21 protein-coding genes are annotated in these 17,950 nt (G+C 62.1%); 13 read left to right on the forward strand and 8 right to left on the reverse strand.

The window, feature by feature from the left end:
• Positions 1-5: 5 nt before the first annotated feature.
• The 3 genes from guaA (at position 6) to J0H39_09070 (ending at position 4,843) form a co-directional block, all read left to right on the forward strand.
• Positions 6-1,553: a glutamine-hydrolyzing GMP synthase gene (guaA, locus tag J0H39_09060; GenBank protein MBN9496893.1), complete on the forward strand. Its 1,548-nt coding sequence runs from the start codon at positions 6-8 to the stop codon at positions 1,551-1,553.
• A gap of 480 nt (positions 1,554-2,033) precedes the next feature.
• A complete protein-coding gene (locus tag J0H39_09065; GenBank protein MBN9496894.1) occupies positions 2,034-3,392 on the forward strand; it encodes a hypothetical protein in 1,359 nt (452 codons plus the stop codon).
• A complete protein-coding gene (locus J0H39_09070) occupies positions 3,389-4,843 on the forward strand; it encodes a hypothetical protein (GenBank protein ID MBN9496895.1) in 1,455 nt (484 codons plus the stop codon). The genes J0H39_09065 and J0H39_09070 overlap by 4 nt, the downstream gene beginning before the upstream one ends.
• Before the next feature lie 196 nt (positions 4,844-5,039).
• Here the strand turns inward: J0H39_09070 and J0H39_09075 are convergent, their stop codons facing one another.
• Positions 5,040-5,603, reverse strand: a complete 564-nt coding sequence (locus J0H39_09075; GenBank protein MBN9496896.1) for a TetR/AcrR family transcriptional regulator — start codon at positions 5,601-5,603, stop codon at positions 5,040-5,042.
• 49 nt (positions 5,604-5,652) lie between these two features.
• Between J0H39_09075 and J0H39_09080 the strand changes: the two genes are divergently transcribed.
• Both J0H39_09080 and J0H39_09085 read left to right on the forward strand, forming a co-directional pair.
• Positions 5,653-6,207 carry a dihydrofolate reductase gene (locus J0H39_09080; GenBank protein MBN9496897.1) on the forward strand — a complete coding sequence of 185 codons (555 nt, stop codon included), beginning with the start codon at positions 5,653-5,655 and terminating at the stop codon, positions 6,205-6,207.
• 87 nt (positions 6,208-6,294) lie between these two features.
• Positions 6,295-6,663: a YciI family protein gene (locus J0H39_09085; protein ID MBN9496898.1), complete on the forward strand. Its 369-nt coding sequence runs from the start codon at positions 6,295-6,297 to the stop codon at positions 6,661-6,663.
• Positions 6,664-6,674: 11 nt separating this feature from the next.
• Here J0H39_09085 and J0H39_09090 read toward each other — a convergent pair whose 3' ends face one another.
• From J0H39_09090 to J0H39_09100, 3 genes are read right to left on the reverse strand one after another with little or no spacing between them, the layout of a single operon-like run.
• Positions 6,675-7,313, reverse strand: coding sequence for a glutathione S-transferase family protein (locus J0H39_09090; GenBank protein ID MBN9496899.1), 639 nt, complete (start codon positions 7,311-7,313; stop codon positions 6,675-6,677).
• Entirely contained in the window at positions 7,310-7,786 is a 477-nt protein-coding gene (locus J0H39_09095) for an SRPBCC domain-containing protein (protein ID MBN9496900.1), read from the reverse strand. Before J0H39_09095 ends, J0H39_09090 begins: the two co-directional genes overlap by 4 nt.
• On the reverse strand, positions 7,783-8,133 hold the full coding sequence (locus J0H39_09100; protein MBN9496901.1) for a helix-turn-helix transcriptional regulator: 351 nt from the start codon (positions 8,131-8,133) through the stop codon (positions 7,783-7,785). Before J0H39_09100 ends, J0H39_09095 begins: the two co-directional genes overlap by 4 nt.
• A 185-nt stretch (positions 8,134-8,318) precedes the next feature.
• On the opposite strand from J0H39_09100, the gene J0H39_09105 reads away from it, so the two are divergent.
• Both J0H39_09105 and J0H39_09110 read left to right on the forward strand, forming a co-directional pair.
• A complete protein-coding gene (locus J0H39_09105) occupies positions 8,319-8,960 on the forward strand; it encodes an FABP family protein (protein ID MBN9496902.1) in 642 nt (213 codons plus the stop codon).
• Between the two features lie 11 nt (positions 8,961-8,971).
• Entirely contained in the window at positions 8,972-9,385 is a 414-nt protein-coding gene (locus J0H39_09110; GenBank protein ID MBN9496903.1) for a cupin domain-containing protein, read from the forward strand.
• A 13-nt stretch (positions 9,386-9,398) separates the two neighbouring features.
• On the opposite strand, the gene J0H39_09115 is transcribed toward J0H39_09110, so the two are convergent.
• The 4 genes from J0H39_09115 to J0H39_09130 all read right to left on the reverse strand — a co-directional run bounded on the left by J0H39_09115 (position 9,399) and on the right by J0H39_09130 (position 12,245).
• Positions 9,399-10,343, reverse strand: a complete 945-nt coding sequence (locus J0H39_09115) for an AraC family transcriptional regulator (protein MBN9496904.1) — start codon at positions 10,341-10,343, stop codon at positions 9,399-9,401.
• Positions 10,344-10,400: 57 nt separating this feature from the next.
• Positions 10,401-10,889, reverse strand: a complete 489-nt coding sequence (locus J0H39_09120) for an SRPBCC family protein (protein ID MBN9496905.1) — start codon at positions 10,887-10,889, stop codon at positions 10,401-10,403.
• Entirely contained in the window at positions 10,886-11,254 is a 369-nt protein-coding gene (locus tag J0H39_09125; protein ID MBN9496906.1) for a helix-turn-helix transcriptional regulator, read from the reverse strand. The genes J0H39_09120 and J0H39_09125 overlap by 4 nt, the downstream gene beginning before the upstream one ends.
• 82 nt (positions 11,255-11,336) lie before the next feature.
• Positions 11,337-12,245, reverse strand: coding sequence for an AraC family transcriptional regulator (locus J0H39_09130; protein ID MBN9496907.1), 909 nt, complete (start codon positions 12,243-12,245; stop codon positions 11,337-11,339).
• A gap of 109 nt (positions 12,246-12,354) precedes the next feature.
• Here J0H39_09130 and J0H39_09135 point away from each other — a divergent pair, with 109 nt between their 5' ends.
• The 6 genes from J0H39_09135 to der all read left to right on the forward strand — a co-directional run bounded on the left by J0H39_09135 (position 12,355) and on the right by der (position 17,931).
• The gene (locus tag J0H39_09135) at positions 12,355-13,233 is read left to right on the forward strand and encodes an NAD(P)H-binding protein (protein ID MBN9496908.1); all 879 of its coding nucleotides are present in this window, start codon (positions 12,355-12,357) and stop codon (positions 13,231-13,233) included.
• Between the two features lie 67 nt (positions 13,234-13,300).
• The gene (locus J0H39_09140) at positions 13,301-13,684 is read left to right on the forward strand and encodes a DUF1428 domain-containing protein (GenBank protein MBN9496909.1); all 384 of its coding nucleotides are present in this window, start codon (positions 13,301-13,303) and stop codon (positions 13,682-13,684) included.
• Between the two features lie 150 nt (positions 13,685-13,834).
• Positions 13,835-14,431: a cold shock domain-containing protein gene (locus J0H39_09145; protein ID MBN9496910.1), complete on the forward strand. Its 597-nt coding sequence runs from the start codon at positions 13,835-13,837 to the stop codon at positions 14,429-14,431.
• Between the two features lie 128 nt (positions 14,432-14,559).
• Positions 14,560-15,198, forward strand: a complete 639-nt coding sequence (locus J0H39_09150; protein ID MBN9496911.1) for a tetratricopeptide repeat protein — start codon at positions 14,560-14,562, stop codon at positions 15,196-15,198.
• Positions 15,195-16,520: a PQQ-binding-like beta-propeller repeat protein gene (locus tag J0H39_09155; GenBank protein ID MBN9496912.1), complete on the forward strand. Its 1,326-nt coding sequence runs from the start codon at positions 15,195-15,197 to the stop codon at positions 16,518-16,520. The genes J0H39_09150 and J0H39_09155 overlap by 4 nt, the downstream gene beginning before the upstream one ends.
• Before the next feature lie 10 nt (positions 16,521-16,530).
• Entirely contained in the window at positions 16,531-17,931 is a 1,401-nt protein-coding gene (gene der, locus J0H39_09160; GenBank protein MBN9496913.1) for a ribosome biogenesis GTPase Der, read from the forward strand.
• The last annotated feature ends 19 nt before the right edge of the window (positions 17,932-17,950 follow it).

A 17,950-nucleotide genomic window follows, 5' to 3' on the forward strand; every position in this document is an offset into this window, starting at 1 on the left:
GCACCATGACCGACAAAATCCTGATCCTCGATTTCGGCAGCCAAGTCACCCAGCTCATCGCGCGCCGCGTGCGCGAAAGCGGCGTTTACTGCGAAATCCATCCGTTCAATACCGACGAATCCAAGCTCAAGGCGTACGGCGCCAAGGCGATCATCCTGTCGGGCGGTCCCGCCTCGGTGACCGAAAGCCACACGCCGCGCGCGCCGGGCTTCGTGTTCGAAGCGGGCGTGCCCGTCCTCGGCATTTGCTACGGCGAGCAGACGATGTGCGCCCAGCTCGGCGGCAAGGTCGAAAGCTCCGACCATCGCGAATTCGGCAAGGCGTTCATCGCCATCGAACGCGATTGCAAATTGTTCGACGGCATCTGGCCCGTCGGCTCGCGCGAGCAAGTGTGGATGAGCCATGGCGACCGCGTGACGGCGCTGCCCGACGGTTTCCGCGTCGTCGCGACGTCCGAGGGCGCGCCCTATGCCGCCATCGCCAACGACGAGAAGCGTTTCTACGGCGTGCAGTTCCATCCCGAAGTCGTGCACACGCCGCATGGCGCTGCGTTGCTCAAGAATTTCACCCATCGCGTCGCCGGCTGCTCGGGCGATTGGACGATGGCCGCGTTCCGCCGTCAGGCGATCGAGCGCATCCGCGCCCAAGTCGGCAAGGGCCGGGTGATTTGCGGGTTGTCGGGCGGCGTGGATTCCTCCGTCGCCGCCGTGCTGATCCACGAAGCGATCGGCGATCAGCTCACCTGCATTCTGGTCGATCACGGTTTGATGCGCGAGGGAGAGGCCACGCAGGTCGTCGACCTGTTCCGCGGCCATTACAACATTCCGCTGGTGCACCGCGACGCCAGCGACATGTTCCTGTCGCGTCTCGAAGGTGTCACCGACCCCGAGACCAAGCGCAAGCTGATCGGCGCGACCTTCATCGAAGTGTTCGAGGAAGAGGCGAAGAAAGTCGGCGGGGCCGATTTCCTCGCCCAAGGCACGCTCTATCCCGACGTGATCGAAAGCGTGTCGTTCATCGGCGGGCCGTCGGTGACGATCAAATCGCATCATAATGTCGGCGGCTTGCCCGAGCGCATGCGCATGAAGCTCGTCGAGCCGCTGCGCGAACTCTTCAAGGACGAAGTGCGCGACCTCGGCCGCGAGCTTGGCTTGCCCGAAACGCTGGTCGGCCGCCACCCCTTCCCGGGGCCGGGCCTCGCGATCCGCATTCCCGGCGCCATCGACCGCGACAAGCTCGCGATCCTGCGCAAGGCCGATCTCGTCTATCTCGAGGAGATCCGCCGCGCGGGCCTCTACGACGCGATCTGGCAGGCCTTCGCGGTGCTGCTGCCGGTGAAGACCGTCGGCGTGATGGGCGATTCACGCTCCTACGATTATGTCTGCGCGCTGCGCGCGGTGACGTCGACCGACGGCATGACGGCGGAATCCTATCCCTTCGATCACGCGTTCCTGGCGGCGACGGCGACACGCATCATCAACGAAGTGCGCGGCATCAACCGCGTCGTCTACGACGTGACCTCGAAGCCACCCGGCACGATCGAGTGGGAGTGAGGGGTGTTGTAAAATAGCTCGATAGCGGGAGGTCACTAGTTGCGTTACGATTCGATGGTAAGCTATCTGCGTATGTAACAAATTATAAAATGGGGAAGAGATGGCTACGAATAATGAGAAGTATTCAGAAGCTGCACTTCGGCATTTTATCGACTCAGAGACCCTAGCCACCGTATCGCGGTGGAGCAATGCGGGACATCTTGTTGGTTTCGCGGGCGAATGTGCGATAAAATATTACATTCGATCGCAATTTTCTCCCCATGTTCCTCACGGCCATTTTCCCAACATCACTGCAATCGCGCTAAAACATTTGAGCGGTCGTCGTGGCTCGACGATGTTTAAGGTATTAAAACTTCCTAATCTTATGAGTGGGTGGGACGTATCTCATAGATATGCGTCAGACATAGTTATTGGTCAAGCTGAGTACAATCTATGGAAGACACATGCCAAGCGCCTGCTAGGCGCAGCGGGGATTCGCCAATGAAGAAATTAAACGGATCGCGCCGTCAAGCTACCGTGGCTCGGTATGATGATGCCTTGCCACTATTTACACAATTGGTGCTGAATCATCTTGGCGAGGAGGCGCTGGCAAAGAATTGTTTTCTTCGAGACGCTGAAGGAAATTTGACTTTTGTTCATCGCGACGAATTACCCAGTTCTAAACTAAGTCGGCTCAGCCATGACGCAAAGCTCACGCTGGGCCCATATCTTTCAGGCCAACCGGTTTGCACTCCGTTTGAATTGTTAGACGATGAGCTCGTTAACTTATCCAATGATAAACTTGAATTTGTCTCAGGTGAAGGCTTCGAGATTTTTGTCCGGTTGGTAGAACGACGGATTGTTGGTCAAGATTGGGTTCGCGGCATTTCTCCACCCATAAAGGGAGCCCCACCAATTGTGGTGTTTGCCAGCCATAAGGGGGGAGTGGGCCGGTCTACGGCGTTGGCAGTTGCAGCTGCTGAATTTGCAAGCCGGGGGCACTCTATACTGGCAATTGATGCAGATTTGGAGGCGCCAGGATTGGGGGAAATGTTTATTCTTGAAAACGAGCAACCAGAATTCGGAGTACTTGATTATTTTGTCGAGAATGGGCGCGGAACCGTCGATAAAAATTTCTTAAAGCAGATGCTAGCGCCTAGTGCGCTGACACGTGGCCGTGGAAATGTCTTGGTTGTACCAGCGGTAGGTAGGAGATGTCGTCGGTATCCTCAGAACGTAATCGGAAAAATTTCGCGGGCTTATCTCGACGATATGTCGAGCGATGGAAGGCACAGCCTCACGCTGCTAGATCAGATGCGTCGCATGATAAAAGATTTGTGTGCACGTCAAAAATTTGACGCGATTTTCGTTGATGCGCGTGCAGGTTTGAATGAAACGACTGCTGCTACAGTGCAGGGGCTGGGGGCAGAAATTTTACTTTTCGGAGTTGATACACCGCAAACTTGGGATGGCTATCGTTATTTTTTGGCTCACTTGGCTCGATTTAAGCCCGAGGATAAAAGCGAAGATTGGCGCTTCAGACTCAAGATGATTCACGCGAAAGCCACTAGCGACCGAAATTCTGAAGCACGTTTCCGTGACAATGCTTTTGAATTATTTGCGGAGCGTTTTTATGATGAAATCGATGAAAGTGACGCACAAAGAGACGATGGTAGCTTGGCATTTGGATTTGACTTAGATGATCGTACGGCGCCTCATTACGCGTGGCCGATAAAAATGAACAAAAAATATTATGAATTTGATCCAGTCGATCATCCTCAACAGCTGGATCGTGAGCAATATTTCGATGTATTCGGAGAGTTCATCGAGAGCCTAGCTGAGCGACTTAGGTTAAAATGATGATTTCGCAAATCGACATCGCTGCCATTCGTTCGGTGCTTGCAAATATGGATCCCAAGTCGGCCGTGAGTGCGGCGCGACCAATGAGCATTACTGATCTCTATGCACCTCCCTTGCATTCTAAGGCATTGCGTTTCAACTCATCTTTAGTCGTAGGAAATCGCGGCGCAGGAAAAAGTGTTTGGTCCGGCGCGCTTGCGGATAAAGAAACTAGGATGGAACTAGCCAGTCATTATGATCGACTTGGGCTAGATAAGATGGTCGTAGTTCTGGGGTTCCACGAGGATGCAGGTAAAGTTAAAGGGGTCGCCCCCTCTCCGTTGACTTTGAGTTCTATTTTGGCAAATGGCGTTGATCCGGAAACTATCTGGATGGCGGTTTTATTGAAGGCGATTGCCACGGAGATTGAGGTGGATGTTCCATCGAATCTTCGGGAGACCGTCAATTGGATGCTCGATGATCCGGAGCGGTTTGAGGCAGTATTACGAAAAGCAGATCACCATTTCGGGCGCCGACAGCAGAAATTTTTACTTGTATTTGATGCGGTCGATCGATTGGCTAATAGTTGGGATAAAATTCGACCACTAAGCCAGGGAATTTTGCGCCTTGGTCTCAGCATGTTGGGATTTGAAAACATGCGAGCCAAAATATTTCTCCGTACAGATCAGGAAGGGGATGAAGCGCTATTCAATTTTCCCGATGCTTCAAAGATTCGGGCGATGACTGTGCGCCTAGCTTGGCATTCTTCTGAGCTGTATGGTTTGTTATTCAGCACCCTTGAGCGCGATGAGATTTCAAAAAAAGCATTTCAGAATATCAAGAAGTTCGTTGGAAACGTTATCGACATTGATATCAATAGCGAAGAATTTCAGCGGTCTGTTTTTTCATTGATCGCTGGTGAGTTTATGGGGGCAGATCACAGAAGAGGTAGGACCTACACTTGGTTAATTGACCATTTGGCTGATGCATTTCATGAGACGAGCCCACGTAGTTTTTTGATCGCGCTTCAGCGCGCGGCTTCATCGCATTCAAAGCCTTCAAGAACTGTAATTGATCATCATGGTATTCGTGAGGGCGTGCAAGCGGCATCAGCAGTTCGAGTAAATCAACTTGAAGAGGATTACCCTTGGATTCAAACTGTGCTTGGAGAACTTGAGGGCCTGGAGGTTCCTTGTAAGCCCGATGCATTCATAAAGCGTTGGGTTAATGAAAATACGGTGGCTCAGGTCATGCGCGTTGCCAAGACAACAGGCAGGCCTGGTCCAATTGGGCTTGAAGGTACCGGTTCGCGTGATCGGGAAAATTCTCTACTCGAAGCGCTTAAGAATATTGGGGTGGTGGAAGAGCGCTCTGCGGATCGTATCAACATGCCAGATATCTTTCGAGTGGCGGCGAAGATCAAACGGCGCGGCGGTGTACGGCCCCCATCGGGAAAAGTGCGGCGCAAATAGGTTGTAAACCGGCAGATGTGCGCGACGCCATTACTATAACCGATCACGTAGCCAATACGACGATCGCGCTGACGACAGGGCACGGCTGCCACTATGCGTTCGAAGTGCGCTATTTGGTTGGCGTGAGCTGTTCCCGCTAAGCTCGCGCGCCGCCGAATTTGCGATCGCGCTGACGGGTCGGGGAAGGGTGGCGTTCTCACATCGCGCCGACGCTTCGGCACCAATCCACCAAGGCGACGCGGATCGCATCTCGCGGAGCGGCGTCGCGTTTGAATGCCGTCCAGATAAGGGTGCCCTGCCAGACGCTGGCCATCTGCCATCCCATCCGCTCGGCATGCTTGGTTCGCGTCGTAAGGCGCCGGCCCAAGGCCCTGGCGAGCGAAGCCCCCCAAGCGGTACCGCGCTTGCGAAGTGTGGGGTTCCGGATATCTTCGCGCAGCAACAGAAGCCCGTCGGCCAGCGCATATTCCGTCCGGCTGGCCGGTATGAGTCCCAGCAATATCGAGATGGCCCCGGCCGGGCTCGCCGGCGCTTTGGCATCGGCCGCCGCCGTCGCCGCGTCGAGGCGATCCCAAGCATAAAGCAGAACGGCCTCGATCATCGCCTCGCGGGTTCCGAAGCGCTGCACCAGCGTGGGGGCGGATAGCCCCACGGCGCTCGATGCCTTGGAAAACGACAATCTTTCCGGCCCCGCCGTTTCCAGCGCGGTCAAAAGTTTGCCGAGCACCGCCTCATCCGAAATCGTCTTGCGTCTCGCCATATCCAAAAATATAAACGAATATTCATTTATATTCAAATGGAGAAGCTCGATGGCCAAGATTCTGGGATACATCGCAACCAGCCTCGACGGCTTCATCGCCACCGAGCAGGACAGCCTCGATTGGCTTTTCGCGTACAACGATATGGATCTCGGCGCGTATGACTACCGCGCGTTCATCAAGCGCATAAAAACGATCGTCATGGGGCGCGGCACCTATGATTTCCTCGCCAAGGACGCCGCGCCCTGGGCCTATGACGCGCAGCGCGTGTTGGTCGTGACGTCGCGGCCCATTGCCGATCCGAAGGGGAAGTTGGAAACGCGAAGCGATGTCGATGCCCTCGTCGCGGAGTTGCGGGGACTGCGCGACGGCGATGTGTGGCTGGTCGGGGGCGGGCGGTTGCAGATGGCCTTCATCGAGCGATCGGCGCTGGACGAGATCGAGATTTACGTGATGCCCGAACTCATCGGCGGCGGGCGGCCGCTTTTCCCCTCGGCCGGCGTTCGAACGCGCCTGCGCTTGCTGCAGACGAATGCGCTGGACAAAGGTTGCGTCCGGCTTCACTACGCCTTCGATCACGCGCGCCCGGCGGCGGCCGCGGTATAACCCTAAGTCGCGTAGTTCCACGTATTCTCAATTTCTCTACGTACGCGCTCTAGCGTCGGCATTCGTTCTCGAGCCAAGGAGATTAAGATGCGCGTCATGGTGCTGGTGAAGGCGACGGCGTGGAGCGAGCAGGGTTTCTCGCCCGACGCGTGGACCGCCGAAATGATGGCGGCGATGGGCAAGTTCAACGATGAACTGCGCGATGCCGGAATCCTCGTGATGGGCGAGGGGCTGAAGCCCACCTCGCACGCCAAGCGCGTCGCGTTCGACGGGGCGGGGCGCACCGTGGTCGACGGGCCCTTCGCCAATCCGAACGAACTTGTCGCCGGCTTCTGGCTGTGGGACGTCAAGGATATGGACGAAGCCGTTGCTTGGGTGAAACGCTGCCCCAATCCCATGAAGGGGCCGAGCGAGATCGAAATCCGGCCGCTTTACGAAATGTCAGATCTCGCCTAAAGCGGTGCGCGTCAATCCGCCTTGGCGAAATGCGCCATCTGGTCGGCGTGCGATTTGACGAAGGCGGGGCGGGACGTCGCGCGCGCGACGTAAGCTTTGCACGCCTTGTACTCGCCGAGCCCGCCGAAGCTGTCGACCACCCGCAGCGCGTCGGCCATCTGGATATCGGCGATCGAAAACTTCCCGGCCAGCCATTCGCGCGTCGCCAGCACTTTCTCCATATGCCCCAATCGCCCGGCGAGAAACGTGTCGAGCAGTTTCTTGCCCGGCGTCTGGCTGTCGTCGTTCTCGAATTTGAACAGCGCCCAAGGCAGGCTCGCCATCTCGACCGAGTTGAGGGCCGCGAACGCCCATTGGATCACGTCGGCGCGGCCGCGCGCATCCTTCGGCATCAGATTTTCGCTGCGCTCGGCGAGATACAGTAAAATGGCGCCGGTCTCGAAGATCGAGATATCGCCGTCGGTCAGCCAGGGCACTTGGCCGAAAGGCTGATGCGCGAAGTGATCGGCGCCGCGTTCGCGGAACGGCACGCCGACGACGCGATAGGGCATTCCCGCTTCCTCCATCGCCCAGCGCACGCGGATATCGCGCACGAAGCCGCGCGGCATTTGCGGCACCCAATCGAAAGTGTGGACGATCAGCTCGCTCATGCGCGCAATCCTTCGCGTTCGGCGATGGCGAAATTCTCGGCATAGACTTGGAACTTATCGAACAGCGAGTTCCAGCCGCCGATATGGCTGTCGCGCGTCGCGACGTCGGTGAACGGCGTTTGATGGAAAGTCTGGATCGTTTTGCCGTCTTTCTCGGCGAAGGTCACGGTCACCAACGTTTCGGGATAGCGGCCGGGTTCTTGATCCCAGCGGAAGGTGAACACGATCCGCTTTTCGCGCACCACTTCGCGAACGATGCCGGAAAAGCGGCTGAGTCCGTGTTGCTTCGAGGTCATCGCGCCCCGCCACGGCCGGCCGGGGGCGAGCGCCCAATCGAGTTCGACGGCCGTGAATTCCGCCGGCCCCCACCAGCGCATCATGTGATCGCGGCTTTCCCACAGCCGGAAGACCAGGGCCAGGGGCGCATCGAATTCGCGTTCGATTGAAAGCTCGTCGTCACGAATAGCGATCATTGCTTGCGTCCCTTCTTCGGCGGTTTGGCGAGATCGGCCAGCAGCGCGTCCATCTTGTCGAAGCTGCCGGTCCAGAATTGGCGATAGGTCTCGAGCCATGAATCGAGCTTTTTGAGCGGGGCGGTGTCGAGCGTGCAGGGCCGCCATTGCGCTTGGCGGCCGCGCGCGATCAGTCCCGCGCGCGCCAGAACTTTGAGATGGCGGGAGATCGCCGGCAGCGACATCTCGAAAGGTGCGGCCAGTTCGTTGACGGTCGCTTCGCCGCGGCTCAAGCGGGCGAGGATCGCCCGGCGGGTCGGATCGGCCAAGGCCGCCAAGGTCGCGCTCAAAGGGTCGGTCGCCGGCATATTTATCAATTCCGTTAATTAACTTACTTGCTAAATAATGTATCCAACATGTCGCGTCAAGGGGCGCGTGCAGAGCCGGTTGCGCGGCGGCATTTCCGCATACGCCTTCCGATTGATTCGGCGCTACGCTTCCGCCAAGCTGGCAGCGCTTTCGCCGACGCCGAACGATTCTGAGAGGGAAATTCGTGGTCAATATTCCGGACGATATCTATACCGAGCCCGACGATATTTCGCCGGATACCTTGGCCAATCTCGGCCCGCTGCGGCGTTTGGCCGGCGTGTGGGAGTCCGATCAGGGCGTCGACATCAATCCGAAAGCCGACGGGCCCGAGCGGCGCGTGTTTCGCGAATATATCCGGTTCGATCCGATCGACCCGCAGCCGAACGGCCCGCAGCTCCTTTACGGGCTGCGCTATCACTGCCATATCAACACGCCGGAAGAAGCGACCACGTTTCACGATCAGGTCGGCTATTGGCTGTGGGAACCGGCCACGGGCCTGATCATGCAGTCGCTGACCATTCCGCGCGGGCAAGCCGTTCTCGCCGGCGGCACCGCGAAACCGGACGACGATCATATCTTCGTCGAAGCGAAGCGCGGCGACACGAGCTTCGGGATTTGCTCGTCGCCCTTCCTCGAGGCGGCGTTCCGCACGGATTATTACCGCATCGACATCACCTTCAACGCCGACGGCAGCTGGAGCTATGTGACGCGGACCGATCTGGCGATCCGCGGCCGCACGCCGCCCTTCGACCATCGCGATACGAATACGTTGCGCCGGATCGAGGGGCCGCAGCCGAACCCGCTGCTATCGGCAAGCCGGACTTAGCGCCGAAGCCGATGACCGGCGATCCGGCCAAAACGGCGATCGCGTTGACGGCGGAGCAGGGCCGGCATTACGCGCTGGGCGATAAGCTCTCGGCGCGCTTCCTCGCCGACGAGGCCGAGACGGGCGTGCGCTATAGCATTTCCGAATGGCGGCTTGAACCGGGGCAAGAAGGCGTTGGCGCCCACAGCCACGCCGAAAACGACGATATCTTTTACGTGCTCGATGGGCGGATCGAATTCCTGCTCGGCGAGACTTGGACCGCGTACGGCCCCGGCGCCTTCATCCGCGCGCCCGCCGGCGTCACGCATGATTTCCGCAATCGCGGCGCCGCGCCCGCGCGGCTCTTGAACATCTATATTCCCGGCGGGTTCGAACGCGACATGCCGGGCATCGTCGCCTGGTTCGCCGCGCAAAAATCGGCATAGGCCGCCCGCGCGATCAGGCGTCTTCCAATTCGCGCGCTTCCAGTTTGGCGGCGGCGCGCTGGCGTCGCGGCGAATGGCCGATCACGCGTTTGAACGCGGTGCTGAACGCGGCCTCGGACATATAGCCGACCGATCGCGCGATGCGCGCGACCGGCTTGCCGCTTTCGCGCAATTCGCGTTCGGCCACGCGCATGCGCCATTCGGTGAGATAGGCGAGCGGCGCCATCCCCGCGACGGCTTTGAAATGCGCGGCGAAGGCGGTGCGCGACATCGCGGCGGCCTTGGCAAGCTCGGGCAGGCGCCAATCGCGCGCCGGGTCGCCATGCATCAGGCCGAGGGCGGGGGCGAGCTTCGGATCGCACGCCGCGCGCAGCCAGCCGATTTTGACGGCACCGGCTTTCGCGATATGCGCGCGCAGCAAATGCAGGAAAACGAGTTCGACCATGCCCGAGCACGCCGTTTCGGCGCCGGGCATCGCGTCGCTCGTCTCGCGCATCATCTCGCGGATCAGCCATTGGATTTTGTCCGCACCGGCATCGGTCGCGCGCAGATGGACGATCGGCGGCAAGCCGCCTTTCAGCAGCCGCATGCCGATCTCGTTCAACTCGATATGGCTGCCGATCAGCATCACGTCGTCGCCGCCGCCGACGGCGAGAATTCCGCATTTGGGCGCGCTTGCGTAGAGCTGTTCGAAGTCGCGCGGCCGCAACGCGAGGTCGGTCGCGATCGAATAGGACCGGCGCGCGATGTTAAGGAACACGTCGCCTTCGACCAGATGGCGCGGCCGTTTCTCGCCATCGACCGAGATGAAGCATTGGCCGCGCGCGATCACCATCAGCTTGACCTGCTCGGGCGGCGGAACGCGAAACGCCCATTTGCCGCCGGCGGTGATGCCGCCGGTATAGACGCCGCGCGCTTCGATCAAAGACAGGATGGCGGAAAGGGGATCGCGTTGCATGCCCGGACTATCGCGAAAGAAATGCGGTATTTCAAGCGCGATCGTCCGGAATGCGGTTCATCCCATCTTGGTTTTGATATGCGCGACGAGCTGGTCGAGCACGGTCGCCCAGCCGTGATGGAAGCCCATTTCCTCGTGCTTCTTGCGCGTCTCCTCGTCGCCATGGATTGCCGTGGCGACGTAGCGCGTGCCTTTGGCGATCTTTTCCAGCGACAAGGCGCCGACGAAGAAGGGTTTCGGCGCGGGCCGGAACCCGGCAAGCAGCGCGTCGGTGAACACGAGATGGCGCAGATGTTCGACCGCGAGCACGCTGCCCTCGTTGGGGAATTCCTGGCCTTCGGGCGAGCGCATCGTGGTGTTGAACACGCCGCCCGGCCGCAGATCCATCTCGCAATGCGTGACGGTCCAGGGCTGGGGGCAGAACCAATGCTTGAAATGCTCGGGCGTGGTCCAGGCTTCCCAAACGAGTTCGACGGGGACGTCGATGTCGCGTTCCAGCACGAGGTCGAATTTGGGATTGGGCTTGGCGAAGAAGATGCTGCTCATAGGCCGCGTTCCTTTTTGAGGGCGAGGAGATAATTGTCGAGACGGTCGAGGCGCGCTTCCCAGATGGCGCGCTGGCGATCGAGCCAGGATTGCGCGACGCCGAGTTTTTCCGGCGCCAATTCGCAAGTCCGCACGCGGCCCGATTTTTTCGAGCGCACGAGGCCGGCCCCTTCGAGCACTTTGATGTGCTCGACGAAGCTGGGCAGCGCCATGCGGTGATCGGCGGCGAGCGTGCTGACCGACGCGGCCCCTTCGCCCAATCGTTCGACGATTTTGCGGCGCGTGGGATCGGCCAACGCGCGGAAGATCGCGTCGATCTGCGCGGGGCTGGGCGGTTTTCGCGAGGCGGCTGCGCTGTGAAGCATGGCGCCGGTTTAGCGCGAATCAATACTTAGGACAATACCTAAGTTTTGCGGCGACGCGCGGGAACGCGAAAGGCGGGGCGCCTTATTCCGCGCGCGAATATTGCCGGGGCGAGACGCCCATGACGCGTTTGAAAGCCGCCCCGAACGCGCTATCGGAATCGTAGCCGAGCGACGCGGCGACGTTCGATATCGTCGCGCCGGATTGCGCGAGTTTGTCGCCGGCCAGCAGCATCCGCCAGCGCAGCAGATATTCCATGGCGCCCATGCCCACGCGTTCCTTGAAGCGCGTGGCGAAGATCGTACGCGACAAACCGACATGCGCGGCGAGTTCGGCCAGCGTCCAGCGTTTGGCCGGATCTGCGTGCATCAACCCGATCGCCGTGCCGATATGTTTGTCGGCGAGGGCGGACAGCCAGCCCGCCTGCGCTTGCGCCGCGCCGTCGGCCAGATAAATGCGCAAGACGAGGACCAGCATCATATGCGCCAGATGCGTGGCGACGACCGCACCGCCGGGCCGCGCTTCGCGCAACTCCGCGCGGATCGTCTCGATCGCCCAGCGCAGCGTATCGCGATCCTCGGCTTTGCGGATCAGCAATACGGGCGGCAACATGCCGAGCAGAAGATCGGCGTGGCGGCCGGAAATCAAAAAGCGGCTGCCGAGCATCGCGAAATCGCCGCCGCCATTGCAGGTGACGATCCCGCCGGGACTCGCGGGCGGGAACAACGCACCGGCGTCGAGCGGCTTCAGGGCTAGATCGCTCGCCAGCCGGAACGGCACGCCGCGCGGCAGCAAGAAGCAATCGCCCGCCTCCAAGCGCAGCGGCGCGGCCAAGCCTTCGGCGTCGAGCCAGCAAGCGCCCGCGACGATGGCGTTGCATTTGATGCCCGCATAGCGCGGAAACGCGATCGCCCAATCGCCGCCGGCCTCAAGCGCGGCGGCGGTGTAGTTGCGCGGCTTCAGCAGCGAAAGAACGTCGGATAGCGGATCCATCTTCGGGCGTCCGGAACGATCGCGACGAAAACGCGGACGGCGCGGCATAGCGTTCGCGCGCGGGTCCGCTTACGAGCGTCGCGGGTTTCATCGAATTGCGGGAGATTACATGATCGTCGTCACCGGGCCTACGGGCAATATCGGCGCCAGGGTTCTGGCGCGTTTGGCGCAAGGCCCCGAACCCGTGCGCGTTATCGCGCGCGCACCGGACAAGATTCCGGCCGCGTTGCGCGCGAAGGTCGAGATCGTCGCGGGCGATTACACCGATCCGGCGATCGTCGCGAAAGCGTTCGAAGGGGCACGCGCCGTGTTCTGGCTGATGCTCGGCGATCCGCGCGCCGCCAGCGCCGAGGCGGCCTTCGTCGACGCGACGCGTCCCGCGGCGGCGGCGATGCGCGCACAAGGTGTCGCGCAGGTCGTGACCGTCTCGGCACTCGGGCGCGGCTGGCCGCACGCGGCCGGGCACGCGGCGGCGAGCCAGCGCATGGACGATCTGATCGCGCAAACCGGCGTGTCGCTGCGCGCCTTGGCGTGTCCGTCGCTGATGGAGAACGTGCTGCGCCAAGTCGACGGCATCGCGACGCGCGGCGTCTTTTTCGGCGTGGCGCCGCAAGGCCAGCGTGAACCGCTTTGCGCTTGCGCGGATGTCGCGAGGGCGGCAGCGGATCTTCTCGCCGATCCGGATTGGCGCGGCGTCGCGGATGTGCCGTTGCTGGGGGCCGAGGATATTTCCGGCGAAGAGATGGCCGCGACCATGACGGATGTTTTGGCGCGGCCGGTCGCCTATCGCGAAATGCCGGTCACCGATTTGCGTGCGGGCATGTTGGCGCGCGGTGCATCGCCGGGTATGGCGCAGGCGATGGCGGAAATGATGGACGCGAAAATCGCGGGCATGGATCGCGTCGTGCTGCGCGCCGCGAACAACACGACGGCCACGCGGTTTCGCGAATGGTGCCAAGCCGTGTTGAAGCCCGCCATGGCGCGCTAGGGCTCGAGTTGCGGTGACTCCGTTTGCCATGTCAAATTGCACCGGCAAACGATCGACGGAGGAAACCATGGCGGCCAAGAAGAAAACGGCGACGACGAAACTCGGCTATGTCGAAGGCTTCGTATTGGCGGTGCCCACGCGCAACAAAGCGGCCTATCGCAAGATGGCGGCGGGGGCGTTGCCGATGTTCAAGGAATACGGCTTGCTGCGGCTGGTCGAGTGCTGGCAGGACGACGTGCCCAAGGGCAAATGGACCGATTTCTTCCGTTCGGTGAAGGCCAAGCGCAACGAAAGCATCGTCTTCGCGTGGATGGAATGGCCGGATAAGAAGACCCGCGATTCCGGCCATAAGAAGATGATGGCCGATCCGCGCATGTCGCAGTTCAAGGACATGCCCTTCGACGGCAAACGGATGATCTGGGGCGGTTTCAAGCCGATCGTCGAGGGCTGAGGGGGCCGGGGGCTTGGCAGAGGCGGCGGGTCGCGCCATATACGCCGGTAACACGGGCTTTTAGGCCCGTCTTACGGATATCTGGCGTTCGGACGCCGGTTTCAGTAGCTTGCCGCCTATCGAACTTACCCCTGGAGCAACTTACACCCTATGCCGCCTTTCAATCCCGGCCCGACCAAGACCGTCGAAGCGGTCGTTAAATGGTTCAACACGACCAAAGGCTTCGGTTTCATCGCGCCGACGGACGGTTCGCCGGACGTATTCCTGCACGCCGCCGCCCTCGAACAGGCGGGGCTGCCCCCGCCGGGCGAAGGCGCCAAGATCAAGTGCGATGTCGGTCCCGGCAAGAAGGGTCCGCAGGTCGTCCGCGTCCATGAACTCGACGGCCGTGCCGGTGCCGCCGGCGGCGCCGGCGGGGGTGGCGGCGGCGGCGGGGCTGGCCCCGGCGGCGGTGCGCCGCGTCCGCGCGGCGGTTTCCGCGATCGCATGGGCGGCGGCGGCGGGCGCGAGCGCGACGATGTCGACATGACCGGCGCGCAGGACGTCGAAGGCGTCGTCAAATGGTACAGCCCCGAAAAGGGCTACGGTTTCGTGGGCGCCAATGACGGCGGCAAGGACGTGTTCGTCAATGCCGCGTGTCTGCGCCGTTCGGGCGTGCCGTCGATCGATACCGACGTCCAGGTCCGCACGACCTATGTCAGCACGCCGCGCGGCCGCGAGGCCCGCTACATCCGCGTCGTGGTGTAAAACACCGGGTAAGCGGCCGTAATTCCGCCGTTTTTTCCGGATTATTGAGGGTGGCGCGGGGCCGCGCGAAGGGGTAACTTCCCGGTCCCACGCAACCCTCTTTTTCTTAGATTCGGCGGACGAGCGAAGTGGCGGACGTTTTCGACGAAGTCGACGAGGAACTCCGGCGCGACCGCGCGGAGAAGCTCTGGAAGAAATACGGCGCCTATGTGCTGGCCGCCGCCGTGGCGATCGTCGTCGCCGCGGGCGCTTATTCGTTCTGGCGCGACCACCAGCGCAAGACGCTGGAGGCCGACGGCGTGCGCTTCGCCGCCGCCGACGCGCTGCTCGTCGGCGATCGCGACAAGGCGCTCGCCGAATTCCGCGAACTCGGCCAGACCGGCAGCGGCGGCTACAAGGGCATCGCGCGCATGCGCGAGGCGGGGCTGACCGCCGAGAAGGATCCCGCCCAAGCGTTGACGCTTTATCGCGCCATCGCGGCCGATGCGGGTCTCGATGCCGAAATCCGTCGCATGGCTTCCGCACTTGTCGCGTTGCTGTCGGTCGATGCGGCCGATCGCGCGTCGGCCGAACAAGCCGCCGCGGCGCTGCAAACGCCGGGCAATCCGTTCTTCAATTCGGGCCGCGAGGCCGCCGCTTTGGCGGCGCTGCGCGCCGGCGACGCGGCCAAGGCGCGCGAGCTTTATCGCGCCATCGCCGACGATCTGAACGCGCCGGGCGGCATGCGCCAGCGTGCGGCCGAAATGCTCGCGGCATTGGGTTCTTGAAGCGCATGCGCGCGCGCCTGCTTCTTCCGTTTCTCGTGACGGCGGCCGCGTTGGGCGGCTGCAGCTGGTTCGGCGGCGAAAGCAAAACGCCGCTGCCGGGCACGCGCGTCGCCGTGATGGGGGCGGAGCGCAAGCTCGAGCCCGATGCGCGCGCGCAGGATCTCGCCGTGACGCTGCCCGAGGCGAAAGACGTCGCCGAATGGCCGTTGCCGCAAGGCACGCCGGGGACCAGCATCGGTGCCGTAAAGGTCGACGGCCTCAAATACACGTGGCGCGCGTCGGTCGGGGCGGGCAATAGCCGCTCGGGCCGCGTCTCGGGCGTGCCGATCGTCGCCAAGGGGCGCATCTACGCGGTCGGCGCGGATTCCAATCTCACCGCGCTCGACGTCCAATCGGGTGCGCGCATTTGGAGTTTCGATCCGGAGCCGCCGCAGGATCGTTCGGGCGGCGGGCATGGCGGCGGTGTGGCCGTCGACGGCGATCGCGTTTATTTCGCGACCGGCTACGGCCAGGTCGTGGCGCTGGAAGCGGCGACGGGCAAGGAAGTCTGGCGCTATCAGATGACCGCACCGGCGCGTTCGGGCCCGGCCGTGTCGCAAGGGCGCGTCTACGCGATCTCGATCGACAACACGACGCATGCGATCGACGCCAATTCCGGCCGCCGGTTGTGGAGCCATTCGGGCATTTCCGAAAGTGCCGGCTTCACCGGGGCGGGCAGCCCGGTGATCGACGGCGGCACGCTGATCGTCGGCTACTCCTCGGGCGAGATTTTCGCGCTGCGCGCCGAAGGCGGGCGCGTGTTGTGGTCGGACTCGCTGTCGGGCGTGATTCGGTCGGGCGAGATTTCGGCGATGGCCGATATCCGCGGGCTTCCGGCCATCGATCGCGGTCTCGTCATCGCGTCGTCGCAGGCCGGGCGCACCGTCGCGATCGATCTGCGCTCGGGCGCGCGCATCTGGGAACAGGAAGTCGGCTCGCTGGGCCAGCCTTGGGTCTCGGGCGATTTCGTCTATGTGATGGGCGTGAACGGCGAACTCGCGTGCCTCGTGCGGCGCGACGGCCGCGTGCGCTGGGTCGTGCAATTGCCGCGCTTCCGGAACGAGGAACGCAAACGCGATCGCATCATCTGGACGTCGCCCGTCGTCGCGGGCGGCAAGGTCATTGTCGCGAATTCCGAAGGCTACGCGCTGGCCGTCGATCCCAAGGACGGCGGATCGCAGGAGCGAATTTCCTTGCCCGGTTCCGTGTCCGTGGCGCCGATCGCCGCACAGCGTTCCGTCATCTTCCTGACCGATGACGGCGATATCGCCGTCGTCCGATAGAAACGATCCCATGTCCTGGCGCATCGCCATCGTCGGCCGGCCCAATGTCGGCAAATCGACCCTGTTCAATCGCCTGACCGGGCGCCGCCGCGCTTTGGTCGACGACACGCCGGGCCTGACCCGCGACCGGCGCGAAGGCGCAGGGAAACTCTACGATCTTCGCTTCACGCTGATCGATACGGCCGGCCTCGAAGAAGCGCCGTCGGACTCGCTGATGGGCCGCATGCGCGAACAATCGATGCGCGCCGTCGCCGATTGCGATCTGGCGCTGTTCGTGATCGACGCGCGCGACGGCGTCACGCCGCAGGACGAGCATTTCGCGCGATACCTGCGCAAAGCGGGCAAGCCCACGCTCGTCCTCGCCAACAAGGCGGAGAGCAACAAGACCGACTATGCCGTGGCCGAGGCCGCGGGGCTGGGCCTGGGCGATGCGCTGGCGATTTCCGCCGAGCATGGCGACGGGCTCAGCGATCTGCATTCGGTGCTGCGCAAGATGGCGCCCGAAGGCTCGATCGTCGTCGACAACGGCGAATTCGACGACCGCCACGCCGAGAAGCGCTCGGCGCCGGCCGAGGGCACGACGCCGCATCTGGCCGATATCGCCATCCGCATCGCGTTGATCGGCCGCCCGAACGTGGGCAAGTCGACGCTGGCCAACGCGCTGCTGGGCGAAGACCGCATGCTGACGAGCCCGGAGCCGGGCACGACGCGCGACGCGATCTCGACGCCCTTCTTTTGGAAGGAGCGCGAATACCGGCTGATCGACACGGCCGGTTTGCGCAAGAAGGCGCGCATCGACGAGAAGATCGAGCAGATGTCGGTCGGCGAGACGATCCGCACGGTGCGCGAGGCGCATGTCTGCGTGCTGGTGCTCGACGCGACGACGATGCTCGAAAACCAGGACCTCCAGATCGCGCGTCTGGCGACCGAGGAGGGCCGCGCCATCGTCGTGTGCCTCAACAAATGGGATTTGGTCGAGGACGCGCAGGCGGCGCTGCGCAAGCTGCGCGACCGCCTCGAAATCTCGATGCCGCAGGTCGAAGGCGTCATTTTCGTGGCCGTCTCGGCGCTGCACGGGCGTAAGCTCGACGCGCTGATGGAGGCGGTCGTGACGGCGCATGAGCGCTGGAACACCGATCTGCCGACCACCCAGCTCAATCGCTGGCTGGCGGGCGTCACGCAAGCCCATCCGCCGCCCTTGGTGCGCGGCTTGCGCCCGCGCTTGCGGTTCTGCCGCCAAGTCTCGGTCCGGCCGCCGACGATCGCGCTTTTCGGCAACAAACTCACGGATTTGCCGGGGGATTATCAGCGTTATCTGATCAATTCCCTGCGCGACACGTTCGAGCTGCCGGGCACCGTGATCCGGCTGCAGTTGCGCGCCAGCAAAAACCCCTACGTCGAAGACCGTTAAGCCGACGATTGACGGCATC

The organism is Alphaproteobacteria bacterium (genome assembly GCA_017308135.1).
Taxonomy (GTDB): Bacteria; Pseudomonadota; Alphaproteobacteria; order CACIAM-22H2; family CACIAM-22H2; genus Tagaea.

Excerpts from the sequence above, each read along its gene's own strand:
- guaA (MBN9496893.1), top strand. The coding sequence starts at position 6 with ATGACCGACAAAATCCTGATCCTCGATTTCGGCAGCCAAGTCACCCAG.
- J0H39_09065 (MBN9496894.1), top strand. The coding sequence starts at position 2,034 with ATGAAGAAATTAAACGGATCGCGCCGTCAAGCTACCGTGGCTCGGTAT.
- J0H39_09070 (MBN9496895.1), top strand. The coding sequence starts at position 3,389 with ATGATGATTTCGCAAATCGACATCGCTGCCATTCGTTCGGTGCTTGCA.
- J0H39_09075 (MBN9496896.1), bottom strand. The coding sequence starts at position 5,603 with ATGGCGAGACGCAAGACGATTTCGGATGAGGCGGTGCTCGGCAAACTT.
- J0H39_09080 (MBN9496897.1), top strand. The coding sequence starts at position 5,653 with ATGGCCAAGATTCTGGGATACATCGCAACCAGCCTCGACGGCTTCATC.
- J0H39_09085 (MBN9496898.1), top strand. The coding sequence starts at position 6,295 with ATGCGCGTCATGGTGCTGGTGAAGGCGACGGCGTGGAGCGAGCAGGGT.
- J0H39_09090 (MBN9496899.1), bottom strand. The coding sequence starts at position 7,313 with ATGAGCGAGCTGATCGTCCACACTTTCGATTGGGTGCCGCAAATGCCG.
- J0H39_09095 (MBN9496900.1), bottom strand. The coding sequence starts at position 7,786 with ATGATCGCTATTCGTGACGACGAGCTTTCAATCGAACGCGAATTCGAT.
- J0H39_09100 (MBN9496901.1), bottom strand. The coding sequence starts at position 8,133 with ATGCCGGCGACCGACCCTTTGAGCGCGACCTTGGCGGCCTTGGCCGAT.
- J0H39_09110 (MBN9496903.1), top strand. The coding sequence starts at position 8,972 with ATGACCGGCGATCCGGCCAAAACGGCGATCGCGTTGACGGCGGAGCAG.
- J0H39_09115 (MBN9496904.1), bottom strand. The coding sequence starts at position 10,343 with ATGCAACGCGATCCCCTTTCCGCCATCCTGTCTTTGATCGAAGCGCGC.
- J0H39_09120 (MBN9496905.1), bottom strand. The coding sequence starts at position 10,889 with ATGAGCAGCATCTTCTTCGCCAAGCCCAATCCCAAATTCGACCTCGTG.
- J0H39_09125 (MBN9496906.1), bottom strand. The coding sequence starts at position 11,254 with ATGCTTCACAGCGCAGCCGCCTCGCGAAAACCGCCCAGCCCCGCGCAG.
- J0H39_09130 (MBN9496907.1), bottom strand. The coding sequence starts at position 12,245 with ATGGATCCGCTATCCGACGTTCTTTCGCTGCTGAAGCCGCGCAACTAC.
- J0H39_09135 (MBN9496908.1), top strand. The coding sequence starts at position 12,355 with ATGATCGTCGTCACCGGGCCTACGGGCAATATCGGCGCCAGGGTTCTG.
- J0H39_09140 (MBN9496909.1), top strand. The coding sequence starts at position 13,301 with ATGGCGGCCAAGAAGAAAACGGCGACGACGAAACTCGGCTATGTCGAA.
- J0H39_09145 (MBN9496910.1), top strand. The coding sequence starts at position 13,835 with ATGCCGCCTTTCAATCCCGGCCCGACCAAGACCGTCGAAGCGGTCGTT.
- der (MBN9496913.1), top strand. The coding sequence starts at position 16,531 with ATGTCCTGGCGCATCGCCATCGTCGGCCGGCCCAATGTCGGCAAATCG.